At 72.3% G+C, this 20,006-nt stretch carries 16 protein-coding genes and 3 pseudogenes; 3 read left to right on the top strand and 16 right to left on the bottom strand.

The window, feature by feature from the left end; translation table 11 throughout:
• Nucleotides 1-61: 61 nt before the first annotated feature.
• The 5 genes from J8403_RS28555 to leuA form a co-directional block, all read right to left on the bottom strand.
• Nucleotides 62-733, bottom strand: coding sequence for a response regulator transcription factor (locus J8403_RS28555; RefSeq protein WP_079059570.1), 672 nt, complete (start codon nucleotides 731-733; stop codon nucleotides 62-64).
• A gap of 335 nt (nucleotides 734-1,068) precedes the next feature.
• Nucleotides 1,069-2,475 carry a sensor histidine kinase gene (locus tag J8403_RS28550; protein ID WP_211125667.1) on the bottom strand — a complete coding sequence of 469 codons (1,407 nt, stop codon included), beginning with the start codon at nucleotides 2,473-2,475 and terminating at the stop codon, nucleotides 1,069-1,071.
• Nucleotides 2,476-2,624: 149 nt separating this feature from the next.
• A complete protein-coding gene (locus J8403_RS28545; RefSeq protein WP_211125666.1) occupies nucleotides 2,625-4,859 on the bottom strand; it encodes an MMPL family transporter in 2,235 nt (744 codons plus the stop codon).
• Nucleotides 4,860-5,009: 150 nt separating this feature from the next.
• Entirely contained in the window at nucleotides 5,010-5,720 is a 711-nt protein-coding gene (locus J8403_RS28540; RefSeq protein ID WP_059146351.1) for a TerB family tellurite resistance protein, read from the bottom strand.
• A gap of 215 nt (nucleotides 5,721-5,935) precedes the next feature.
• Complete coding sequence (gene leuA, locus J8403_RS28535; protein WP_211125665.1) at nucleotides 5,936-7,732, bottom strand: 2-isopropylmalate synthase; 1,797 nt, start codon at nucleotides 7,730-7,732, stop codon at nucleotides 5,936-5,938.
• Nucleotides 7,733-8,066: 334 nt separating this feature from the next.
• Between leuA and J8403_RS28530 the strand changes: the two genes are divergently transcribed.
• Both J8403_RS28530 and J8403_RS28525 read left to right on the top strand, forming a co-directional pair.
• Nucleotides 8,067-9,176, top strand: coding sequence for a M4 family metallopeptidase (locus tag J8403_RS28530; RefSeq protein WP_211125664.1), 1,110 nt, complete (start codon nucleotides 8,067-8,069; stop codon nucleotides 9,174-9,176).
• Between the two features lie 27 nt (nucleotides 9,177-9,203).
• A complete protein-coding gene (locus tag J8403_RS28525) occupies nucleotides 9,204-9,470 on the top strand; it encodes a protealysin inhibitor emfourin (protein ID WP_078641349.1) in 267 nt (88 codons plus the stop codon).
• 124 nt (nucleotides 9,471-9,594) lie between these two features.
• Here the strand turns inward: J8403_RS28525 and J8403_RS28520 are convergent, their stop codons facing one another.
• The 4 genes and pseudogenes from J8403_RS28520 to J8403_RS44785 form a co-directional block, all read right to left on the bottom strand.
• Nucleotides 9,595-10,608 (bottom strand): GTPase Era, encoded by a 1,014-nt coding sequence (locus J8403_RS28520; RefSeq protein ID WP_211125663.1) that lies wholly within the window; start codon nucleotides 10,606-10,608, stop codon nucleotides 9,595-9,597.
• A 198-nt stretch (nucleotides 10,609-10,806) separates the two neighbouring features.
• A complete protein-coding gene (locus J8403_RS28515; RefSeq protein WP_137965716.1) occupies nucleotides 10,807-11,157 on the bottom strand; it encodes a cytidine deaminase in 351 nt (116 codons plus the stop codon).
• A gap of 157 nt (nucleotides 11,158-11,314) precedes the next feature.
• Nucleotides 11,315-12,211 (bottom strand): annotated as a pseudogene (locus J8403_RS44790) (Ig-like domain-containing protein); the annotation flags it as partial.
• 96 nt (nucleotides 12,212-12,307) lie between these two features.
• Nucleotides 12,308-12,457, bottom strand: a pseudogene (locus J8403_RS44785) (Ig-like domain-containing protein); the annotation flags it as partial.
• Here J8403_RS44785 and J8403_RS44780 point away from each other — a divergent pair.
• Nucleotides 12,405-12,536: a hypothetical protein gene (locus tag J8403_RS44780; RefSeq protein WP_281428006.1), complete on the top strand. Its 132-nt coding sequence runs from the start codon at nucleotides 12,405-12,407 to the stop codon at nucleotides 12,534-12,536. The pseudogene J8403_RS44785 and the gene J8403_RS44780 overlap by 53 nt on opposite strands.
• A 62-nt stretch (nucleotides 12,537-12,598) precedes the next feature.
• Here J8403_RS44780 and J8403_RS44775 read toward each other — a convergent pair.
• From J8403_RS44775 to J8403_RS28480, 7 genes and pseudogenes are all read right to left on the bottom strand, one after another.
• Nucleotides 12,599-13,696: pseudogene (locus tag J8403_RS44775) on the bottom strand (Ig-like domain repeat protein); the annotation flags it as partial.
• Between the two features lie 449 nt (nucleotides 13,697-14,145).
• A complete protein-coding gene (locus J8403_RS28505) occupies nucleotides 14,146-15,456 on the bottom strand; it encodes a hemolysin family protein (RefSeq protein ID WP_211125661.1) in 1,311 nt (436 codons plus the stop codon).
• A complete protein-coding gene (gene ybeY / locus J8403_RS28500; protein WP_059147904.1) occupies nucleotides 15,453-15,950 on the bottom strand; it encodes an rRNA maturation RNase YbeY in 498 nt (165 codons plus the stop codon). Before ybeY ends, J8403_RS28505 begins: the two co-directional genes overlap by 4 nt.
• Nucleotides 15,951-15,962: 12 nt before the next feature.
• The gene (locus J8403_RS28495) at nucleotides 15,963-16,967 is read right to left on the bottom strand and encodes a PhoH family protein (RefSeq protein ID WP_211125660.1); all 1,005 of its coding nucleotides are present in this window, start codon (nucleotides 16,965-16,967) and stop codon (nucleotides 15,963-15,965) included.
• A gap of 197 nt (nucleotides 16,968-17,164) precedes the next feature.
• Nucleotides 17,165-18,277, bottom strand: a complete 1,113-nt coding sequence (locus tag J8403_RS28490; protein WP_211125659.1) for a PfkB family carbohydrate kinase — start codon at nucleotides 18,275-18,277, stop codon at nucleotides 17,165-17,167.
• 417 nt (nucleotides 18,278-18,694) lie between these two features.
• Complete coding sequence (locus J8403_RS28485) at nucleotides 18,695-19,615, bottom strand: ribonuclease Z (protein WP_211125658.1); 921 nt, start codon at nucleotides 19,613-19,615, stop codon at nucleotides 18,695-18,697.
• A 3-nt stretch (nucleotides 19,616-19,618) separates the two neighbouring features.
• A complete protein-coding gene (locus J8403_RS28480; protein ID WP_211125657.1) occupies nucleotides 19,619-19,978 on the bottom strand; it encodes a histidine triad nucleotide-binding protein in 360 nt (119 codons plus the stop codon).
• Between the last annotated feature and the right edge of the window lie 28 nt (nucleotides 19,979-20,006).

Below are 20,006 nucleotides of genomic sequence, written 5' to 3'. Positions count from 1 at the left end.
CGGATCAGAGGCGCCCGGCTTGGGGCGTCCGGCTCCGGGCGTCCGGCTCCGGGCGCCCGGGTCAGGAGCGGGACGGGGTGACCAGGCCGGACTCGTAGGCCGCGATGACCAGTTGGGCGCGGTCGCGGGCGCCCAGCTTGCCCATGATGCGGCTGACATGGGTCTTGGTGGTGAGCGGTGAGAGACCGAGGGTCTGGGCGGCCTCGGCGTTGTTGAGGCCGCGGGCGACGAGGGCGAGCACCTGGCGCTCGCGCTCGGAGAGCGCGGCCAGCGCGGCGGGGGCCGGGGCGCCGGGCGGCGGGGCGTCCGGGAGCCGCAGGACGCGGGCGATGAGGCGGGCGGTGGGGCCCGGCGAGAGCAGGGACTCCCCCGCCGCCACCGTCCTTATGGCGTCCAGGAGTTCGGCGGGCCGGGTGTCCTTCACCAGGAATCCGGAGGCGCCCGCGCGCAGTGCCTCGACGATGTGCTCGTCGGTGTCGTAGGTCGTCAGGACGAGGACCCTGACCCCGGCCAGGTCCTCGTCGGCGGCGATGCGGCGGGTCGCCTCGATGCCGTCGAGGTCGGGCATCCGGATGTCCATGACCACGAGGTCGGCGCGGGCGGTGCGGGCCAGTTCGACGGCCTCGCGGCCGGTGCCCGCCTGCCCGACCACGTCCATGTCGCGGGCCGAGGAGACCAGCATGGCGAAGGCGGAACGGACCAGCCTCTGGTCGTCGGCGAGCAGCACCCTGATCGGCGCGGCGGCCCCGGACGCCGGGCCCGGCGCGGTGGTCCCGGAAGCGGGATCCGGCGCGGTGGTCCCGGACGCCGGGTCCGGTGCGGCGGTTCTCGGGGCGGGATCCGGCGCGGTGGCCCCGGAAGCGGGATCCGGCGCGGTGGTCCCGGAAACGAGATCCGGCGCGGCGGTCCCGGACGCCGGGTCCGGCGCGGCGGTTCTCGGGGCGGGATCCGGCGCAGTGGTCCCGGAAACGAGATCCGGCGCGGCGGTCCCGGAAGCGGGATCCACGGGGGCATTACCTGACGCCGGGTCCGCTGGGCTGGTCCCCGGTGCTGGGTCCGGTGCGGTCGTCATGCGGTGGCCTCCCTGGGCGCTGCGGTGGTCTGTGCGGTGCCCGTACGGCCGCCGGGCGGGCCGCCCCGGCCCCACGGCAGCGCGGCCCTGATCGCGAAGCCTGGGCCGTCCTCGCGTGGTCCGGCGGTCAGGCTGCCCGCGACGCTGCGGGCCCGCTCGCGCATGCCGACGATGCCGTAGCCCGGTTCGGCGGGCGCGGTAAGGGGCTCACCGTCGCCGTCGGGGCCGTCGTCCACGGCGGCGACGCACAGCTCCCCCTCGTTCCGTACGAGCGTGATCCGCACCCTCGTGCCGGGTGCGTGGCGGACGGCGTTGGTCAGGGCCTCCTGCACGATCCGGTAGGCGGCGGCGCCCACGGCGGGCGACAGTTCGGCCGCCTCCACGTCGACCGTGAGGTCCACGCGTACGCCCGCCGCCTCCGCCGCCGCGGCCAGGTCGGCGAGCCCGGCGAGCCCCGGCAGCGGTCCGATGTCCTCCTCGTCCGCGCGGTCGGCCTCGCCGTCCGCGCCCCCGCGCAGCACCTGCAGGGTGGCCCGCAGCTCGGCGCGGGCGTCCCGGCAGGTGTCGGCCATCGCGTCGAGCGCCTTGGCCATCGCCTCGCGGTCCAGCCGCTCGGGGTCGGCGATCAGGACATGGGCCGCGACGGAGGTCTGGACGCCGATGAGGGTGATGCTGTGCGCCAGCAGATCGTGCAGATCGCGCGCGATGCGCAGCCGTTCCTCGGCGACCCGCCGGGCCGCCTCCTCCTCACGGGTCCGCTCGGCGCGTTCGGCCCGCTCCAGGATCGCGGCGATGTACTTGCGGTGGATGCGGATCGCCTCGCCGATCACCACGACCGACAGCACCCAGCCGGAGCTGCGCAGCATGTCGGCGCCGGCCCGCACATTGCTGCCGAGGGTCATCATCGTCACCATGCCCACGAGCAGGATGCCGACCGTGAGGAAGGACCGCAGCGGCGGGCCGATCACGGCGAGGGTGTAGACGGCGAGGAGCCCGGCCGGGACGACCGCGATATGGACGTTGCCCATGGCGTGGTACGGCCCGACCATGAGCACCACGGCCGCGGTGACCACCATCGGGCTGTGCCGCCGCCCCACGAGCGCCACGGCGCTGGCGGCGAGCAGCGCCCAGCCGAACGCGTCGGGCCGATGGCCGTTCCGATCGAGGTTGAGCAGGGCCAGCGTGATCTGCAGGACCAGCACCGCACCGGCGATCCCGGCGTCCACCCGCCGCCGCCTGCGGGCCTCGTCCAGGGTCTCGGCGGGGCGGGGGCCGCTGTGCAGGGCCCGCAGCACGGAGGCGAGCGCGCGGTGGGCGGTGAAGTGCGCGGTGGAGCGCCCGGCGGGGTGCGCCGGTGGGGTGGTCGCGGCCTGGGTCGCGGAAGGTGCGGGCACGGGCTCCATCCTCGGGGGTCCGCCTCGGGCGATCCATAGGGCGGTACGTACGGGGCGGTGCGAAAGGGGCGGTGCGAGCAGGCGCCACCAAGGGGCGGTGCGAAGGGGGTTCCGGACCGGCCGTCCCCTGTGCGGCCGGTCCGGGCTCAGGGGCGGCCTCAGCCGCCGCGTACGGCCGGTTCGGGACGGGCCTCGGGACCGGAGGGGCCGCCCCGGCCTCCCGGCGCCGAGGGGGCCGACGAAGGCGGCGAGGCAGGCGGGGCGGGCGTACGGCGGAAGAGGGCACCCGGCCACCACACCCACCGCTTCAGCAGCAGGCTCGCCGACGTCACCAGATACGTCCGCACGAGGAAGGTGTCGAGCAGCACGCCGACCGCCACCACGAACCCCATCTCGACCAGCATCACCATCGGCAGCGTGGCCAGCACCGCGAAGGTCGCCGCCAGCACCAGACCGGCCGAGGCGATCACGCCGCCCGTGGTGCGCAGCGCGGTCACGGCCGCGTCCGGGACGTCCGCCCCGCGCAGCGACTCCTCCCGCATCCGGTGCATCAGGAAGATGCCGTAGTCGACGCCGAGGGCGACCAGGAAGACGAAGGAGAGCAGCGGCAGCCCGGGGTCCACTCCGGCGAAGCCGAAGACCGGGTCGAAGAAGAGCCCGCCGACGCCCATCGCCGCGCCCCATACGGCGACCACGGCGACGACCAGGACCAGTGGCGCGACGAGGCTGCGCAGCAGGGCCGCGAGGATCAGCAGCACGGCGATCAGCACCAGCGGGATGACCAGCATCCGGTCGCGGGCGTTGGTGTCCTTCAGATCGAGCTGCTGGGCGCTGGGCCCGCCGACGACCGCGTCGGCGTCCTCGACCCGTACGAGACCGGAGCGCAGGGCGTGCAGGGTGGCGGTCTCCCCCGCCGACTGCGGGGCGCCCTTGGGGAAGACGTCGATCTCCGTCCAGCCGCCGCCGCTGCGTCCGCGGTCCGCCCGCGCGACCCCCTCCGTGTCGCGCGCCCGCCGCAGCACCTCGTCCGCCCCCGTGGTGCGCGTCATCACGCTGATGGGCTGGCTGCTGCTGTCCGGATAGGCGTGGGCGAGGGTCTGGGTCGCGGCCACCGACTCGGGCTTGTCGGTGAAGGTGTCCTCCTGCTTGAGGTCGCCGGGCAGATTGAGCACGCCGATGGCGAGGGCGCCCAGCAGCGCGGCACCGCCGAGCAGGACGGCTCCGGGCCGGCGGCGGGCCGAGCCGCCCATCGCCTCGAAGAACCCGCGCCGGTTCGTCCGCGGCTCACTGCCGTAGACCGGGATCAGCGGCCAGAACACCCGCCGCCCCAGCAGCACCAGCACCGCGGGCAGCAGCGTCATCATGGCCGCCAGCGCGCAGACGACCCCGACCGCGCCGACCGGGCCCAGGCCGCTGCTGCTGTTGAGGTCGGCGGCGAGCAGGCACAGCAGCCCGGCGGCGACGGTGCCGCTGGAGGCGAGCACGGCAGGACCGCAGCCGCGCAGGGCCTCGCGCATCGCGTCGTACGGGGCGCGGTGGCGGCGGAGCTCCTCGCGGTAGCGGGAGACGATCAGCAGGGCGTAGTCGGTGCCCGCGCCGAAGACCAGCACCGTCATGATCGAGGAGCTCATGCTGGTGACGACGAGGTCGAAGCCCTGGACGAGGCCGTAGACGATGGCCATCGCGGCCATGGCGGCGACCCCGACCACCCCCAGCGGAACCAGCCACAGCAGAGGGCTGCGGTAGGTGATGATCAGCAGCAGGGCGACCACCCCGGCGGTGGCGAACATCAGCGTGCCGTCGGTGGAGGCGAAGACCTCCTGTGAATCGGCGCTGAGCGCCCCTGGACCGCCGACCTGGACGCTCAGGCCCTCGGGGTGGGAGGCGAGCTCGGCGCGGACGTCCTTGACGGCCTCCGCCCGCTCCTTCTCGTCCGTCACGCCGGTGAGCGCCATGGGGTACATCAGGGTCGTGCCGTCCTTGGACGGTATGGCGCGCGGCGCCTGCCCACCGACGGTGTCGTGGCGCCCCGCCACCTCGGCGACCTTCTCGCCGGCCGCCTTACGGTCGGCGTCGGTCAGCCCGCCGTCGCGGTGGTAGACGAGGACGAGGTCGATGGTGTCGCCACCGGGCAGCCGCTCCTGGAGCCGGGCCACCTGGGTGGAGTCGGCGCCCGCCGGGAGGTAGTCGACGGCCGTGTCCCGCTTGACGCCCTCGAGCTTGCCCGCGAAGGGGACGGCGACGAGGAGCAGCAGCACCCAGCCCGCGATGAGCGCCCAGGGCAGTGAGCGGCGTCGCTTGCCGCCGGACCCGGAGGGCGGCCCGGCCGCGGAGGGTGGCGCCGCGTCCGATGGATGGGGATCGCTGGGGATCCCTGACGATGTCGTCTGCATGCCCCCAGGCTTCCGGCGCGGGGGCGCCGATACGTCGCGCCGGCGACGGAGATGGCGGCTACTGCGCCGGGGGCGGGAGGGGGCCGATTACTCCCGGGGGAGTACGGAGGCGAACCGGAATCTCCGTTTCAGAGCGCCTCCCTTGTGGCTTCAGAACGCGGCCCGCGTCGCTGCCAGCAGCCGGGCCGTGTCGTCCGGGCAGATCATCAGGGCCCGGCCGACGGTTTCCAGGACCGCGCGCTCGGCCGGGCGGTACGGCCCGTCGGCCACGGCGATCCGGGCGCCCTGGAGGAGGATCGCCTCCCGGCCGGTGGGGGCCAGATGCGGGGCCAGCGGCTCCAGGGCCTCATGCAGCTCGATGGCCAGCGCCGTACCGCACGGGTCCAGGCCGTCGCGCTCGCCGCACGCGCCCGGGAGCCGCCCGGTGTCGGCGGCGAGCGCCTCGATGAGCGCGAGGAGCTGGTCCTCGCTGCAGTCGGCGAACCCGGCGGCGCGCACCGCGCCGACCGCGACCTGCCGGACCGCCGTCGCCTCGGTGCCGCCCGCGGCGAGGACCGCGAGGGCCACGGTGTGCACCGCGTCGCGGAGCATCGCGGAGAAGCGGATGGTCGTGGGGTGGTCGAGCACCTCCGTGCCGTAGCGGCTGCCGCAGGCCGCGCATTCCACGATGGGTGCGACCGGTCCGCGCGGCAGCACGGGGAGGCCGAGCACCACGATGCGGCGGCGGCCGGTACGGCGGCGGAAGTTGCGGTCACCTCCGCATTCGGGGCAGAAGAACTCACCATCGCCGACGGTCCGCCACAGAGTGCGCACGCCTACCACACACAGGTCCCGGTCACGGCGGGCTCGCCGGTGCACCACGTCACACCTCCATAACGCTTCGGCCACGTTGCCGCGTTGACGTGATGCTAGCCACATCCATGATGTGACGTCAGTACCCCGAACGGAGACAACAGGCCAAACCCGAGGCCCCGCCCACCTCGCATGGTGAACGGGGCCCGTGTGGGTGACAAGGTCAACGGGGTGATGAGCCCGTCGGATCCGTCGGCCGAGAGATCATCGACGCGCCGAAAAAATCACCGGCGCGCCCGGTTCACCGCGGAGACGACCGCCTTGAGCGAGGCCCGCACGATGTTGGCGTCGATCCCGACGCCCCACAGCACCTGCCCGTCGATCGCGCACTCGATGTACGCGGCGGCCTGGGACGCGGCGCCCTCGCTCAGCGTGTGCTCGGAGTAGTCCAGCAGCCGTACGTCCACATCGATCGAGGCCAGGGCGTCGAAGAAGGCCGCCAGCGGGCCGTTGCCGGTGCCGGTCAGCACCGTCTCGGCGCCGTCCACGACCGCCTCGACGGTGAGCGCGTCGCTGCCCTCGCTGGTGGTGGACGTCTGCGCGCTGCGCAGCGCGATCCGGCCCCACCGGTTGTCGTCGGTCGGCAGGTACTCGTCCTGGAATGCCGCCCAGATCTGGCCCGGGGTGACCTCGCCGCCCTCGGCATCGGTCTTGGCCTGAATCGTCTTGGAGAACTCGATCTGCATCCTGCGCGGCAGGTCCAGGTTGTGGTCGTTCTTCAGGACATAGGCGATGCCGCCCTTGCCGGACTGCGAGTTCACCCGGATCACGGCCTCGTAGGAGCGGCCGACGTCCTTGGGGTCGATGGGCAGATACGGGACCGCCCACTCGACCTCGTCCACCGTCTTGCCCTGCTCGGCGGCGCTCGCCTCCAGCGCCTCGAACCCCTTCTTGATGGCGTCCTGGTGGGAGCCGGAGAAGGCGGTGTAGACCAGATCGCCCGCGTAGGGGTGGCGCGGGTGGATCTCCATCTGGTTGCAGTACTCGGCGGTGCGGCGGATCTCGTCGATCTGCGAGAAGTCGATCTGCGGGTCGACACCCTGGGAGAACAGGTTCATGCCCAGCGTCACCAGGTCGACATTGCCGGTGCGCTCGCCCTGCCCGAACAGACAGCCCTCGATCCGGTCCGCCCCGGCCATGATCGCCAGCTCGGCGGCGGCGACGGCGGTGCCGCGGTCGTTGTGCGGATGCACCGACAGGCAGATGTGCTCGCGCCGGGACAGCCGGCGCGACATCCACTCGAAGCGGTCCGCGTGGGTGGACGGGGTCGAGCGCTCGACGGTGGCCGGCAGATTGAGGATGATCTCGCGGCCCTCCTCGGGCTGCCAGACGTCCATGACGCCCTCGCAGACCTCCAGCGCGAAGTCCAGCTCGGTGTCGGTGAAGATCTCCGGGCTGTACTGGTAGCCGAAGACCGTCTCATCGCCGAGGATCTTGTCGGCGTACTCCACCACCAGCCGGGTGCCGTCCACCGCGATCTGCTTGACCTGCTCCTTGGTGCCACGGAAAACGACGCGGCGGAAGGTGGGGGCAGTGGCGTTGTACAGGTGCACGGTGGCCCTGTGCGCCCCGCGCAGCGACTCCACGGTGCGCTCGATCAGCTCCTCGCGCGCCTGGGTGAGGACGGAGATCGTCACGTCCTCCGGGATCGCGCCCTCCTCGATGATCGACCGTACGAAGTCGAAGTCGGTCTGGCCGGAGGAGGGGAAGCCGACCTCGATCTCCTTGTAGCCCATGCGCACCAGCAGGTCGAACATCTCGCGCTTGCGGGCCGGGGACATCGGGTCGATCAGCGCCTGGTTGCCGTCCCGCAGATCGGTGGACAGCCAGCGCGGGGCGACGGTGATGCGGTTGTCCGGCCAGGTGCGGTCCGGGATGTCGACGGCCTCGTACGGGCCGTACTTGTGGATGGGCATACCGGAGGGGCGCTGGGTGACGGTCGCGGCCGTGAGGGGGGTGGGACGGCCGACGGCGCTGCCGGAGGTCGCGGAACGGCCGGGCGTATCGGAGTGAGTCGTCATGGTGCGCGGGGCTCCTTGGGTAATCCGCTGTCCACAGGACGAATCCGCTGTCGCGGAGATCCTGGGGCGGCCGACAGGGCGTGATCACTGCAACGCCGAACTCCGCGGGGAGGGGGTCGGCCTTCGACTACAGGCCCTCGCCGCGGCAGCTAAGAAGAAGCAGCCCGAAACGCATGATGCGGAGCAGCCTAACCGAGACACCCCGACGCGGCGGACCTGTATCACCATGCGGACGACAACATGGTCTACGGAGGAATACACATCTTCCACTCGATTTCAGCAATCATGACCGCAAGGCGTGACACGCACCTCACGTGGTGCGACATTGCCAGCCATGGACGCCAACGCCAATGCCCCCGCGCAGGCCCGCAGTCACCGCCGTGGCACCTTCTGCACGATCGTGCCGCCGCATGTCCTCGACAAGCTGTCCCATGCCGAGGACGCCTCGCTGGCCGATCTCGCCCGCCGCACCCTGGAGCACGACGCCCTGCAGCGCACCCGCCGCCGGATCACCACCGTGCGCGGGGTCCCCGCCGCGCGGGCCGCCGCGCCCTCCGACAAGCCCGAGCGCACCGTCTACGACGCCCACCGCAAGACCTCGCTGCCGGGGAAGAAGGTGCGCGGCGAGGGCGACCAGGCGAGCGGGGACGACTCGGTGAACCGCGCCTACGACGGGCTCGGCGCGACCTTCGAGCTCTTCCTCAAGGCGTACGGCAGGCGCTCGATCGACGACTCCGGCCTGCCGCTGAGCGCGAGCGTCCACTACAGCGAGGACTACAACAACGCCTTCTGGGACGGCGAGCAGATGGTCTTCGGCGACGGGGACGGCGAGGTCTTCCTGGACTTCACCATCCCGGTCGACGTCATGGCCCACGAGCTCACCCACGGCGTCACGCAGTACACCGCCAACCTCGAGTACTTCGGCCAGTCCGGGGCGCTCAACGAGTCGATGTCCGACGTCTTCGGCTCACTGGTCAAGCAGCATGTGCTCGGCCACAGCGCCGAGGAGGCCGACTGGCTGATCGGCGCGGGGCTGCTGACGGACCGGGTCACCGGGGTGGCCCTGCGCTCGATGAAGGCCCCGGGCACGGCGTACGACGACGATGTGCTGGGAAAGGACCCGCAGCCGGGCACGATGGACGACTACGTCCGCACCTCGCGCGACAACGGCGGCGTCCACATCAACTCCGGCATCCCCAACCACGCCTTCTACCTGGCCGCCACCGCCCTGGGCGGCAACGCCTGGGAGCGCGCCGGGCAGATCTGGTTCGACGTGCTGACCGGCGGCGATCTGGCCTCCGACGCGGAGTTCGCCGATTTCGCCCACCTCACGGTCGCCGCCGCGCACGCCCGCTACGGCGAGGGCGAGGAGCAGACGGCGGTGCAGGAGGCGTGGGCCGGGGTGGGCATCACCGATCTGCGGGCCCGCGTGGGCGCGCGGTAGAGCACGCCATCGGGTAGTGATGGAGCCATGCGCATCTCCGTCACCCGCACCGGCGGTTTCGCCGGAATCGAGCGCCGGGCCGAGCTGGACACCACCGGCCGGCCCGACGCCACGCATCTGGACGCCCTGGCCCACCAGGCCGTCGAGACCGGCCACATCACGGCCGCCCGCGGCGTCCCCGACGGCTTCCAGTACGAGATCACCGTCGACGGCCGCACCGTCCACGCCGCGGACCCCCATCTGAGCGACGCCCAGCGGGAACTGATCCGCACGGTGCTGAAGGAAGGCGCGTAGGGGCGCTCGACGGGGGCTCAGAACCCCCGCCTCCGCGGCGGCGTGGGCCAGGCTCACCACGCCCATCTTCCGCAACGGCGTGGGCCCGGCCAGAACCCCCGCCTCCGCGGCGGCGTGGGACGGCTCAGAACCCCAGCTTCCGCAGCTGCTTCGGGTCGCGCTGCCAGTCCTTGGCGACCTTCACATGAAGGTCGAGGAAGACCGGCGTACCCAGCAGCGCCTCGATGTGCTTGCGGGACTTGGTGCCGACCTCCTTGAGGCGGCGTCCCTTGGGGCCGATGATGATGCCCTTCTGGCTGGGCCGCTCGATGTACAGGTTGGCGTGGATGTCGAGGAGCGGCCGGTCCGCGGGGCGGTCCTCGCGGGGCAGCATCTCCTCCACGACCACCGCGATGGAGTGCGGCAGTTCGTCCCGTACGCCCTCCAGCGCGGCCTCCCGGATCAGCTCGGCGACCATGACCTGCTCGGGCTCGTCGGTGAGGTCGCCCTCGGGGTAGAGCGCCGGGCCCTCGGGCAGCAGCGGGACCAGCAGATCCGCCAGCAGGCCCACCTGGCCGGCCCCTCTCCGGCCACCGCCCTCAGCCGAGGGACCGCGTCCCGCCCCCACCTTTTCCGCGTCCACGGCCGACACCGGGACGATCTCGGCCCATTCGATGCCCAGCTCCGTGCCGAGCCGGTCGATGGCGATCAGTTGCTGGGCCAGCTGCTCGGACTCGACGAGATCGGTCTTGGTGACGATCGCGACCTTGGGGGTCTTCTTGATCCCCGCCAGCTCGGTGGCGATATAGCGGTCGCCGGGGCCGAGCTTCTGGTCGGCGGGCAGGCAGAAGCCGATGACGTCGACCTCGGCCCAGGTGGTGCGCACGACATCGTTCAGCCGCTCGCCGAGCAGGGTGCGCGGCTTGTGCAGACCAGGGGTGTCGACGAGCACCAGCTGGGCCTCGGGGCGGTGCACGATGCCGCGGACGGTGTGGCGGGTGGTCTGCGGGCGGTTCGAGGTGATCGCGACCTTCGTCCCCACCAGCGCATTGGTCAGGGTCGACTTGCCCGCGTTGGGGCGGCCGACGAAGCAGGCGAAGCCCGAGCGGTGCGGGGTCTCCCGCTGCTCGGTCGGGGACGGGGAGGTACCGGCAGTCATGGACCCCATTCTCCCCGATGCCCCGGCCCGCTCGGACCAGTCGTCCCGGGCCTCGTGCGGCCGGTCGCCCCGGCCTCGTACAACCAGCCGTCCCGGCCCCGTACGGCCCGTCGTCCCGCGCCCCGTGAAACCAGCCGTCCCGCCCCCGTACGGCCCGTCGTCCCGGCCCCGTACGACCGCCGGTGGCCGGTGGGTCGGTCAGGCCGGCAGCGTGGCCCGCAGGGTGCCGTCGAGGCCCGCCAGCAGCACCGGCGTCCCGGCCCCACCGAGGTCCCGGACGGCCGCGCGGTCCTCGTCCGAGGCGCTCTCCGCCTCGGTCACCACGGCCGCGGCCTCCAGGGACGTGGCACCGCTCGCCACGGCCATGGCGACGGCGGTCCGCAGGGCGCTCAGCTTCAGCGAGTCGAGGGCCACGGTCCCGGCGACATACGTGCGCCCCGTCTCATCGCGGACGGCGGCGCCCTCCGCCACGGAGTTACGGGCCCGCACGGAGCGGGCCAGCGTGATGATCTTGCGGTCTTCGGGGTCCAGCTGCGCTGCTTCGCTCATGCGGATGAGCATATGCGGGGCGTTGACCGGCGATGACGCCGGTGGGGTGGACGGGGAGCCGGTCCCGGCCCGCCCCCGGGCACGCGGCGGCCCGCGCCGGGCCGCTGTGCGGCGGCCCGGCGCGGACGATACGCGGTGTGCGGGCGCCCTCAGCTCCTTACGGCAGGATCGGCGACGGCTGGAAGGTCAGCGAGGCCGAGCCGGACGACGGGCTCAGGCCCGGGGCGCCCGCGAAGGACGCGGTGTACGTCGAGGCGGTGAGGATGGTCGGGGGAACGGTCACATTGCTGAGCGTCGCCGTGCCGCTGGCGTTGGTGACCGCGCTGCCCAGCGCGATCGGGCCCACCAGCGAGTTGGCGACGAAGGTGAGGGTCTGGCCGGGGATCGGGTTGTTCGACGCGTCCCTCAGCGTCGCGCTCAGGGTCGGGATGACCAGCGTGCCGTTGAACCGCAGCCGGATGGTGGCCGGAGTGGCGGTCACGGTGGTCCCGGTCGGCGCCGCGGCCACGTTCTGGGTGATCGTCGGTGAGGTGGAACCGGCGAAGCAGGTGTCACCGCCGTAGGTGGCCGTGACCGTGTGCGCGCCGGGGGTGAGGGTGCTGGTGCTGGCCGTGGCCACACCGGAGGCGTTGAGCGTGCCGGTGAGGGTGGGCCCGCCGCTGATCACGAAGGTGACGGTCCCGGTCGGTGTGCCCGTCGCCGGCGGCACCGCGGCCACGGTGGCGGTGAAGGTCACGTTCTGGCCGGGGGTGGACGGGTTCGGCGAGGAGGTGAGCGTGGTCGTGGTGCTCGCCTGGCCGATGGTGACGGAGCTGGACGCCGACGAACCCGCCACGCCGGTGTTGCCCGCGTAGGCGGCCGTCACCGCATGCGCGCCCACCGGAATGGCACTGGTCGTCACACACGCCTGACCACTGGCGTTCAGCGTCCCGGTCAGCGTCGGACCACCCGCGATCGTGAACGTCACCATCCCGGTCGGGACGCAGGTGCCGGGCGACGTCGTGGTCACCTGCGCGCACAAGGTCACCGGCTGGCCGCACACCGGGGAAGCGGGCGTAATGGTCAACGCGGTCGTGGACGCCGCCTGGCCCACGGTGATGGTGGCGGAGCCCGACGAGCCGGCGACGCCTGTGTTGCCCGCGTAGGTGGCCGTCACCGCGTGCGCGCCCACCGGAATGGCACTGGTCGTCACACACGCCTGACCGCTCGCGTCGAGCGTCCCGGTCAGCGTCGGACCACCCGCGATCGTGAACGTCACCATCCCGGTCGGAGCGCAGGTAGCGGGCGACGTCGTGGTCACCTGCGCGCACAAGGTCACCGGCTGGCCGCACACCGGCGAGCTGGGCAAGAAGCTGACCGTCGTGGTCGAGGCGCCCTGACCGACCGTGACGGAGCCCGAAGCCGACGAGCCGGCGACGCCTGTGTTGCCCGCGTAGGTGGCCGTCACCGCGTGCGTCCCCACCGGAATGGCACTGGTCGTCACACACGCCTGACCGCTCGCGTCGAGCGTCCCGGTCAGCGTCGGACCACCCGCGATCGTGAACGTCACCATCCCGGTCGGAGCGCAGGTGCCGGGCGACGTCGTGGTCACCTGCGCGCACAAGGTCACCGACTCACCACACACCGGAGAAGCGGGCGTAATGGTCAACGCGGTCGTGGACGCCGCCTGACCGACCGTCACCGTCCCGCCGCCCGAGGAGCCCGCGACATCGGTTGATCCGGAATAGGTGGCCGTGACCGAGTGCGCGCCCACCGGAATGGCACTGGTCGACGCACACGCCTGGCCACTCGCGTCAAGCGTCACGGGGCCCACGGTCGGCCCACCGGAAACCGCGAACGTCACAGACCCCGTCGGGGCACACGTACTGGGCGAGTCCGTCGTGACCTGCGCGCACAACTGCACCGGCTCACCGCACACCGGCGACGCCGGCGACGAGGAGAACACCGTTGTCGACGCCCCCTGAGCCACCGTCACCGTTCCGTTGGCCTGCGAGGACCCCGTGCTGACGGTGCCCGGGTAGGTGACCGTGAACGCGTGGGATCCGGCGTTCAAACTGACGGTCGCACAGGCCATCCCCGCGGCGTCCAACGTCGCGAACACCGTCGGGCCCCCGGTGAACGCGAACTGCACCTGACCGGACGGCTGACACGTGCCCGGCCCGTTCACGGAAACCTGCGCGCACACCTGCACCTGCTGACCGCATACCGGTGCAGCCGGTGTGATAGAGGTGACCGTCGTCGTTGTCGCCGCCGCAACCACATTGAACGACACGAAGGGCGAGCTCGACGGGTCGAGGGTCGCGTCGCCCGGGTAGAAGGCCGCGGCGGTGTGACTGCCCACGCTCAGATTGCTGAGCGTGACGCTGGCCTGGCCGCCGCCCAGGGTCCCGGTCAGCGTGGGTCCGTCGGCGCTGATGATGAAGTCAACCGTCTCACCGTCCGGGGGCGCGGGTGCCACGGTCGCGGTGAGGGTCACCGTTTCGCCGCACTCCGCCGGATTCGGACCGACATTGAGCGTAGTGGTGGTTGGTGTGGCCATGAGAGGGGACCCTTCCGATTGCGGATGGGATGAGCCGCCCGGCTCCGCGCGGCGCATGCCACGCGGAGCCATGGCCTCTGCGCGGGGGTGCCCATACGGCCGACCTGTCTACGTCATGCACGACACGTCGGCTGTCCCCCGACAGAGGTATGGGCGACCCACCAGTCGGTATCTGCAAGTAAGCGGGTGCCTACGCCAGATGGGCCAGGGAGCGGACGGCTATTCCACTCGTATGGCGCAGCGCGGCCCGCGCGTTGCCGATGCGCTGGCGCGACGGCCCGCTGTCGCGCAGGCGGTGCCGCGCCCCGGCGCGTGCCCGCGGGAGCGCGGCGCGGCGGGCCGCGCGGCATGACGGCGCGGACGCGGTTTGGCGGCATGGCGGCGCGGCCCCGCCCACGGGGTGTGGACGGGGCCGCGTCACGGGCGCGTGGGGGCCGGCTGTTACCGGGCTACTCCGGCTCGGCCGCGGCGGTCTCACGGACCGGCTCGACCAGCACCGTGACAATGCGGTTGCGGCGGCCCGCCGGGGACTCGGCGGTCAGCCGCAGCGCCTTGAGCGCGGGGTCGACGCCGCCCTCGGGGACGTCGACCTGGGCCGTGGCGCCCGCGATCGGCACCCGGCCCAGCGCCTTGGCGAGCAGCCCGCCCACCGTCTCGACGTCCTCGTCCTCCAGGTCCGTGCCGTACAGCTCGCCCAGGTCGCCGAGGGCGAGCCGGGCGGTCACCCGGTGGGTGCCGTCGCCCAGGTCCTCGATGGGCGGCAGCTCGCGGTCGTACTCATCGGTGATCTCGCCGACGATCTCCTCGAGGATGTCCTCGATGGTGACGATGCCGGCCGTGCCGCCGTACTCGTCGATCACGACGGCGACGTGGTTGCGCTCCTGCTGCATCTCGCGCAGCAGATCGCCCGCGTTCTTGGTGTCCGGGACGAAGGTGGCGGACCGCATCGTGGTGGAGACCAGCTCGGCCTCGGCCTCTCGGTTGATATGCGTCTTACGGACGAGATCCTTGAGGTAGACGACCCCGACGATGTCGTCCTCGTTCTCCCCGGTGACCGGGATCCGGGAGAAGCCGGAGCGCAGCGCGAGGGTGAGGGCCTGCCGGATGGTCTTGAAGCGCTCGATGACCACCAGGTCGGTGCGCGGCACCATCACCTCGCGCACCAGGGTGTCGCCGAGCTCGAAGACGGAGTGGACCATGCGCCGCTCCTCGTCCTCGATCAGCGACTCCTGCTCGGCGAGGTCCACCAGGGCGCGCAGCTCGGCCTCGGAGGCGAACGGGCCCTTACGGAAGCCCTTGCCGGGCGTGAGCGCGTTACCGAGGAGGATCAGCAGCGGCGGGATGGGGCCCATGACCCGGGCCAGCGGGATCAGCACATAGGCGGCGACGGTCGCGGTGTTGAGCGGATGCTGGGCGCCGATGGTGCGCGGGGAGACGCCGACGGCCACATACGACACCAGGACCATCACGCCGATCGCGACGGTCAGCGCCTTCCAGGTCTCGTCGAACTCGCGCAGACTCGCGAACGTGACGACCGCGCCCGCCGCGACCTCGCAGGCGACCCTGACCAGCAGCGCCACATTGAGATAGCGGGTGGGGTCCTCGGCGACGAGCATCAGCTTGGCGCTGCCGCGCCGCCCGGAGCGCACGGCCTCCTCGGCCCGGAACCGGGTGGTGCGGGCGAGACCGGCCTCCGCGCAGGCGGCCAGCCAGGCCACCACGACCAGCAGGACGGTCGCGGTGACGAGCTGGGCGCTCATCGGACGGTGGGGGCCGGGGAGGGGCCGGTCACGCCCTGCTCCGCGCGCCAGCCGTCGATGATGGCGGCCTGCAGGCCGAACATCTCGGCGCGCTCGTCCGCCTCCTCGTGGTCATAGCCGAGGAGGTGGAGGACGCCGTGGACGGTGAGCAGCTGCAGCTCCTCGTCCATGGAGTGCCCGGTCGGCGCCTCCTCCCCCTGCTTCTTGGCCACTTCGGGGCAGAGCACGATGTCCCCGAGCAGGCCCTGCGGGGGCTCCTCGTCGTCCTTGGCCGGCGGGCGCAGCTCGTCCATCGGGAAGGACATGACATCGGTCGGCCCCGGCAGGTCCATCCACTGGATGTGCAGCTGCTCCATGGCGTCGGCGTCGACGACGATCACCGAGAGCTCGGAGAGCGGGTGGATACGCATCCGGGCCAGGGCGTAGCGGGCGACGTCGAGCACAGCCCGCTCGTCGATATCGGTACCGGACTCGTTGTTGACGTCGATCGCCATGGGGGTTCGTGGTTACTTTCCGTTGCGGCTGTCGTACTGGTCGTATGCGTCGACGATACGGCCGACCAGCTTGTGACGGACCACGTCGGTGCTGGTGAGCATGGAGAAGTGCACGTCCTCGACGCCGTCCAGGATCTCCCGCACCTGGCGCAGACCGCTCTTGGTCCCGCCGGGGAGGTCGATCTGGGTGATGTCGCCCGTGATCACTATCTTGGAGTCGAAGCCGAGCCGGGTGAGGAACATCTTCATCTGCTCGGGGTTCGTGTTCTGGGCCTCGTCGAGGATGATGAACGCGTCATTGAGCGTCCGGCCGCGCATATACGCCAGCGGCGCGACCTCGATCGTGCCCGCGGCCATCAGGCGCGGGATGGAGTCGGGGTCGAGCATGTCGTGCAGCGCGTCATAGAGCGGCCGCAGATACGGGTCGATCTTCTCGTAGAGGGTGCCGGGCAGGAAGCCGAGCCGCTCCCCCGCCTCGACCGCCGGCCGGGTGAGGATGATCCGGGTGACCTGCTTGGACTGCAGCGCCTGGACCGCCTTGGCCATGGCCAGATAGGTCTTGCCGGTGCCCGCCGGGCCGATGCCGAAGACGACTGTGTGCTTGTCGATGGCGTCGACATAGCGCTTCTGGTTGAGCGTCTTGGGACGGATGGTCCGACCGCGGTTGGAGAGGATGTTCTGGGTGAGCACCTCGGCGGGCGTCTCCTGCCCTCCGCCCTCTCCATTTTCGGCCGCGCGCAACATGGAGATCGAGCGCTCCACCGCATCCTCCGTCATCGGTTGACCGGTGCGGAGCACCAGCATCATCTCATCGAACAGACGCTGGACCAGGGCGACTTCCTTCGGGTCCCCGGTGGCGCTGACTTCGTTGCCCCGTACGTGGATATCGGTCGCCGGGAACGCGTTCTCGATCACACGCAGCAGCGCGTCACCGGATCCCAGGACCATGACCATGGGGTGCTTGTTCGGGACCGTGAACTGCGCATGCGCCTGCGGTGCTGTGGTTGGTTGCGTCATGGGCCGGCTCTCTGGCCTGCTTCTACCTCCTGGCACAAGGGTTCTCGCCGCTCGACAACCTTGGCTACAAGGGTACGACGGAGCACCGACAAGACCCGAGCCCTTTTACTCCTCATCCCTTCATCACCTCACCCACCTGGGGCTCCCCCGCCCCGGCCGCTCCCAGGGCCCGGGTCCCCGCGGCCGGGGCCCCGGCGCTACGCCTGGCGGAAACCGATCGTCGGAACGGCCCGGCGCAGCGGCCAGGGGCGGGCGGCGGCCGGCAGCAGACGGTCGAGGAAGGCATAGCGGCGCAGCGCGCGGCCGGGCTGGTCGTCGTAGGAGCGGGCGTGCTGCCACCAGGCGGCGATCTCGACCCAGCCGGGCGCGGACAGCGAGCCGCCGAACTCCTGCACCGACAGCGCGGCGGTCAGCCCGGCGAAGGCCAGCCGGTCGGCGAGCGGCCAGTCGGCGAGCGTGCCGGTGACGAAACCGGCGACGAACACGTCCCCGGCGCCGGTCGGGTCCAGGGCCTCCACCGAGATCGCGGGCACCTCGGCGATCTCGCCGGTGCGGCCGTCGACCGCGTACGCCCCCTCGGAGCCGAGCGTGACGACGGCGAGCGGGACCAGGTCGGCGAGGGCCCGGGCGGCGGCGCGCGGGCAGTCGGTGCGGGTGTAGCGCATCGCCTCCTCGGCATTGGGCAGGAACGCCTCGCAGTGCTCCAGCTCGGCGAGGTCGGCCGGGTCCCAGCGGCCGGTGTCGTCCCAGCCGACGTCCGCGAAGACCCTGCTGCCGCGGCGGGCCGCCTCGGCGACCCACTCCTGGCCGCGGCCGGGCACCAGGGAGGCCACGGCGGCGCGGGCCGGGGGCGGGCAGCTGGGCGCGGGCTCCTCGGGCGGCGGGGCCTCATGGCCGTGGGAGACCATGGTCCGCTCGCCCTCGTAGGCCATCGAGACGGTCACCGGGGAGTGCCAGCCGGGGATCGTGCGGGAGAGCGAGAGATCGATGCCCTCGCCGCGGTCCAGGGCGTCCTGGCAGTAGTCCCCGTAGTGGTCGTCGCCGAAGGCGGCGGCGAGCGAGGTGCGCAGGCCGAGCCGGGCCAGGGCGGTGGCCATATTGGCGACGCCGCCGGGGCTCGACCCCATGCCGCGGGCCCAGGACTCGGTGCCGCGGACAGGGGCGGTGTCCAGACCGGTGAAGATGATGTCGAGGAAGACGGTGCCGGTGAGATAGACGTCGCACGCCGGGTCACCGGGCCGGCGAACGGCCTCGAGCGGGTCGAGCAGGGGGTAACCCGCTGTGAGCTTGTCGCCGTTGTGTGTCGTCACCGCGCTCTCCCAGGTCTGACCGGTCCGCCTCCGTCGTCGGGTGCGGGTGCGGACAGTGTGCACGATGGCACGTACAACGGGCCGGGGACCGGCAGGCGTCACCCCCTCGGGGCGTCCGCCGTCCCCACGGCCGGGGCGGCCCCGCCGTAGCGCGGGCACGCACCGTCCCCAAGGTCCAGGCGCCCCCGCCGTAGCGCGGACACCCACCGTCCCCAGGGCCCAGGCGCCCCCGCCATGGCGCGGACACCCACCGGCCCCAGGGCACAGACGCCCCCGCCATGGCGCAGGCAACCCACCGCCCCCAAGGTCCAGGCGGCCCCGCCGTAGCGCGGGCACCCACCGTCCCCCAGGTCCAGGCGGCCCCGCCATGGCGCGGGACCCACCCCCCAGGGCCCAGGCGCCCCCGCCGCGGCGCCCTCAGCGCCGTTTGGGCAGCGCCACCGTCATCAGGTCCTCGGCGACCGTGAGCTCCCCCTCGAACCCGGCGGCCCGCGCCTGGCGCTCGAAGTCGGACGGATCCCCGTAGCGCTGTGAGAAGTGCGTCAGCACCAGATGCCGCGCCCCCGCCCCGGCCGCGACCCGGGCCGCCTGCCCGGCGGTCAGATGCCCGTACTCGACGGCCAGCGCCTCCTCCTCGTCCAGGAAGGTCGACTCGATGACCAGCAGATCGCACCCCTGCGCCAGCTCGGAGACGCCGTCGCACAGCCGGGTGTCCATGATGAACGCGAAGCGCTGCCCCCGACGCACCTCGCTGACCTCTTCGAGCGTGACCGTACGCCCCTCGATCTCCAGCGCCCGATCCCGCTGCAGCCGGCCGATGTCCGGGCCGCGGACGCCGAGCGCGGCGAGGCGCTCGGGCAGCATCCTGCGGCCGTCCGGTTCGATCAGGCGATAGCCGTAGGACTCGACGGGGTGCGAGAGCCGGGCCGCCTCCAGCGTGTACGCGGGGGTGCGGGCCAGCACCGCGCCGTCACCGGCGACCGGCTCCTCGGTGAGCGCCACCGTCTCGCGGTAGGCGGTCGCGTACCGCAGCCGCTCGAAGAACCGCTGTCCGCTCGCCGGGTAGTGGGCGGTCACCGGGTGCGGCACCCGGTCGAGGTTGATCCGCTGGATCACCCCGGCCAGGCCCAGGGAGTGATCCCCGTGGAAATGCGTGACGCAGATCCGGTCGATGTCATGGGCGGCGACCCCGGCCCGCAGCATCTGGCGCTGGGTGCCCTCGCCGGGGTCGAACAGCAGGCCCTCGCCGTCCCAGCGCAGCAGATAGCCGTTGTGGTTGCGGTGCCGGGTCGGCACCTGGCTGGCGGTGCCGAGGACGATCAGTTCCCGTGCGGACAAGGGTTATCCGGGGGGCCAGTTGAGCCCGCGGCCGCCCAGGACGTGGGCATGGGCGTGGAAGACGGTCTGGCCGGCGCCGGAGCCGGTGTTGAACACCACGCGGTAGCCCGTCTCGACGAGCTTCTCATCGACCGCGACCGAGCCCGCCTCGCGCAGCACATCGGCGGCGATCTGCGGTTCGGCCGCCGCGAGGGAGGCCGCGTCCGGGTAGTGCACCTTGGGGATCACCAGGATGTGCGTGGGCGCCTGGGGGTTTATGTCGCGGAAGGCGACGGTGGTGTCCGTATCGCGGACGACGGTGGCCGGCACCTCCCCCGAGACAATCTTGCAGAACAGGCAGTCGGCCTGCGGTTCTCCCGCCACCGGTGGCTCCTTACGGATCGTCGGCACA

Source organism: Streptomyces yatensis (genome assembly GCF_018069625.1).
In the GTDB taxonomy this organism is placed as follows: Bacteria; Actinomycetota; Actinomycetes; order Streptomycetales; family Streptomycetaceae; genus Streptomyces; species Streptomyces yatensis.
Note: the sequence above shows the minus strand (reverse complement) of the source record. Positions and strands in the feature narration are given on the sequence as shown.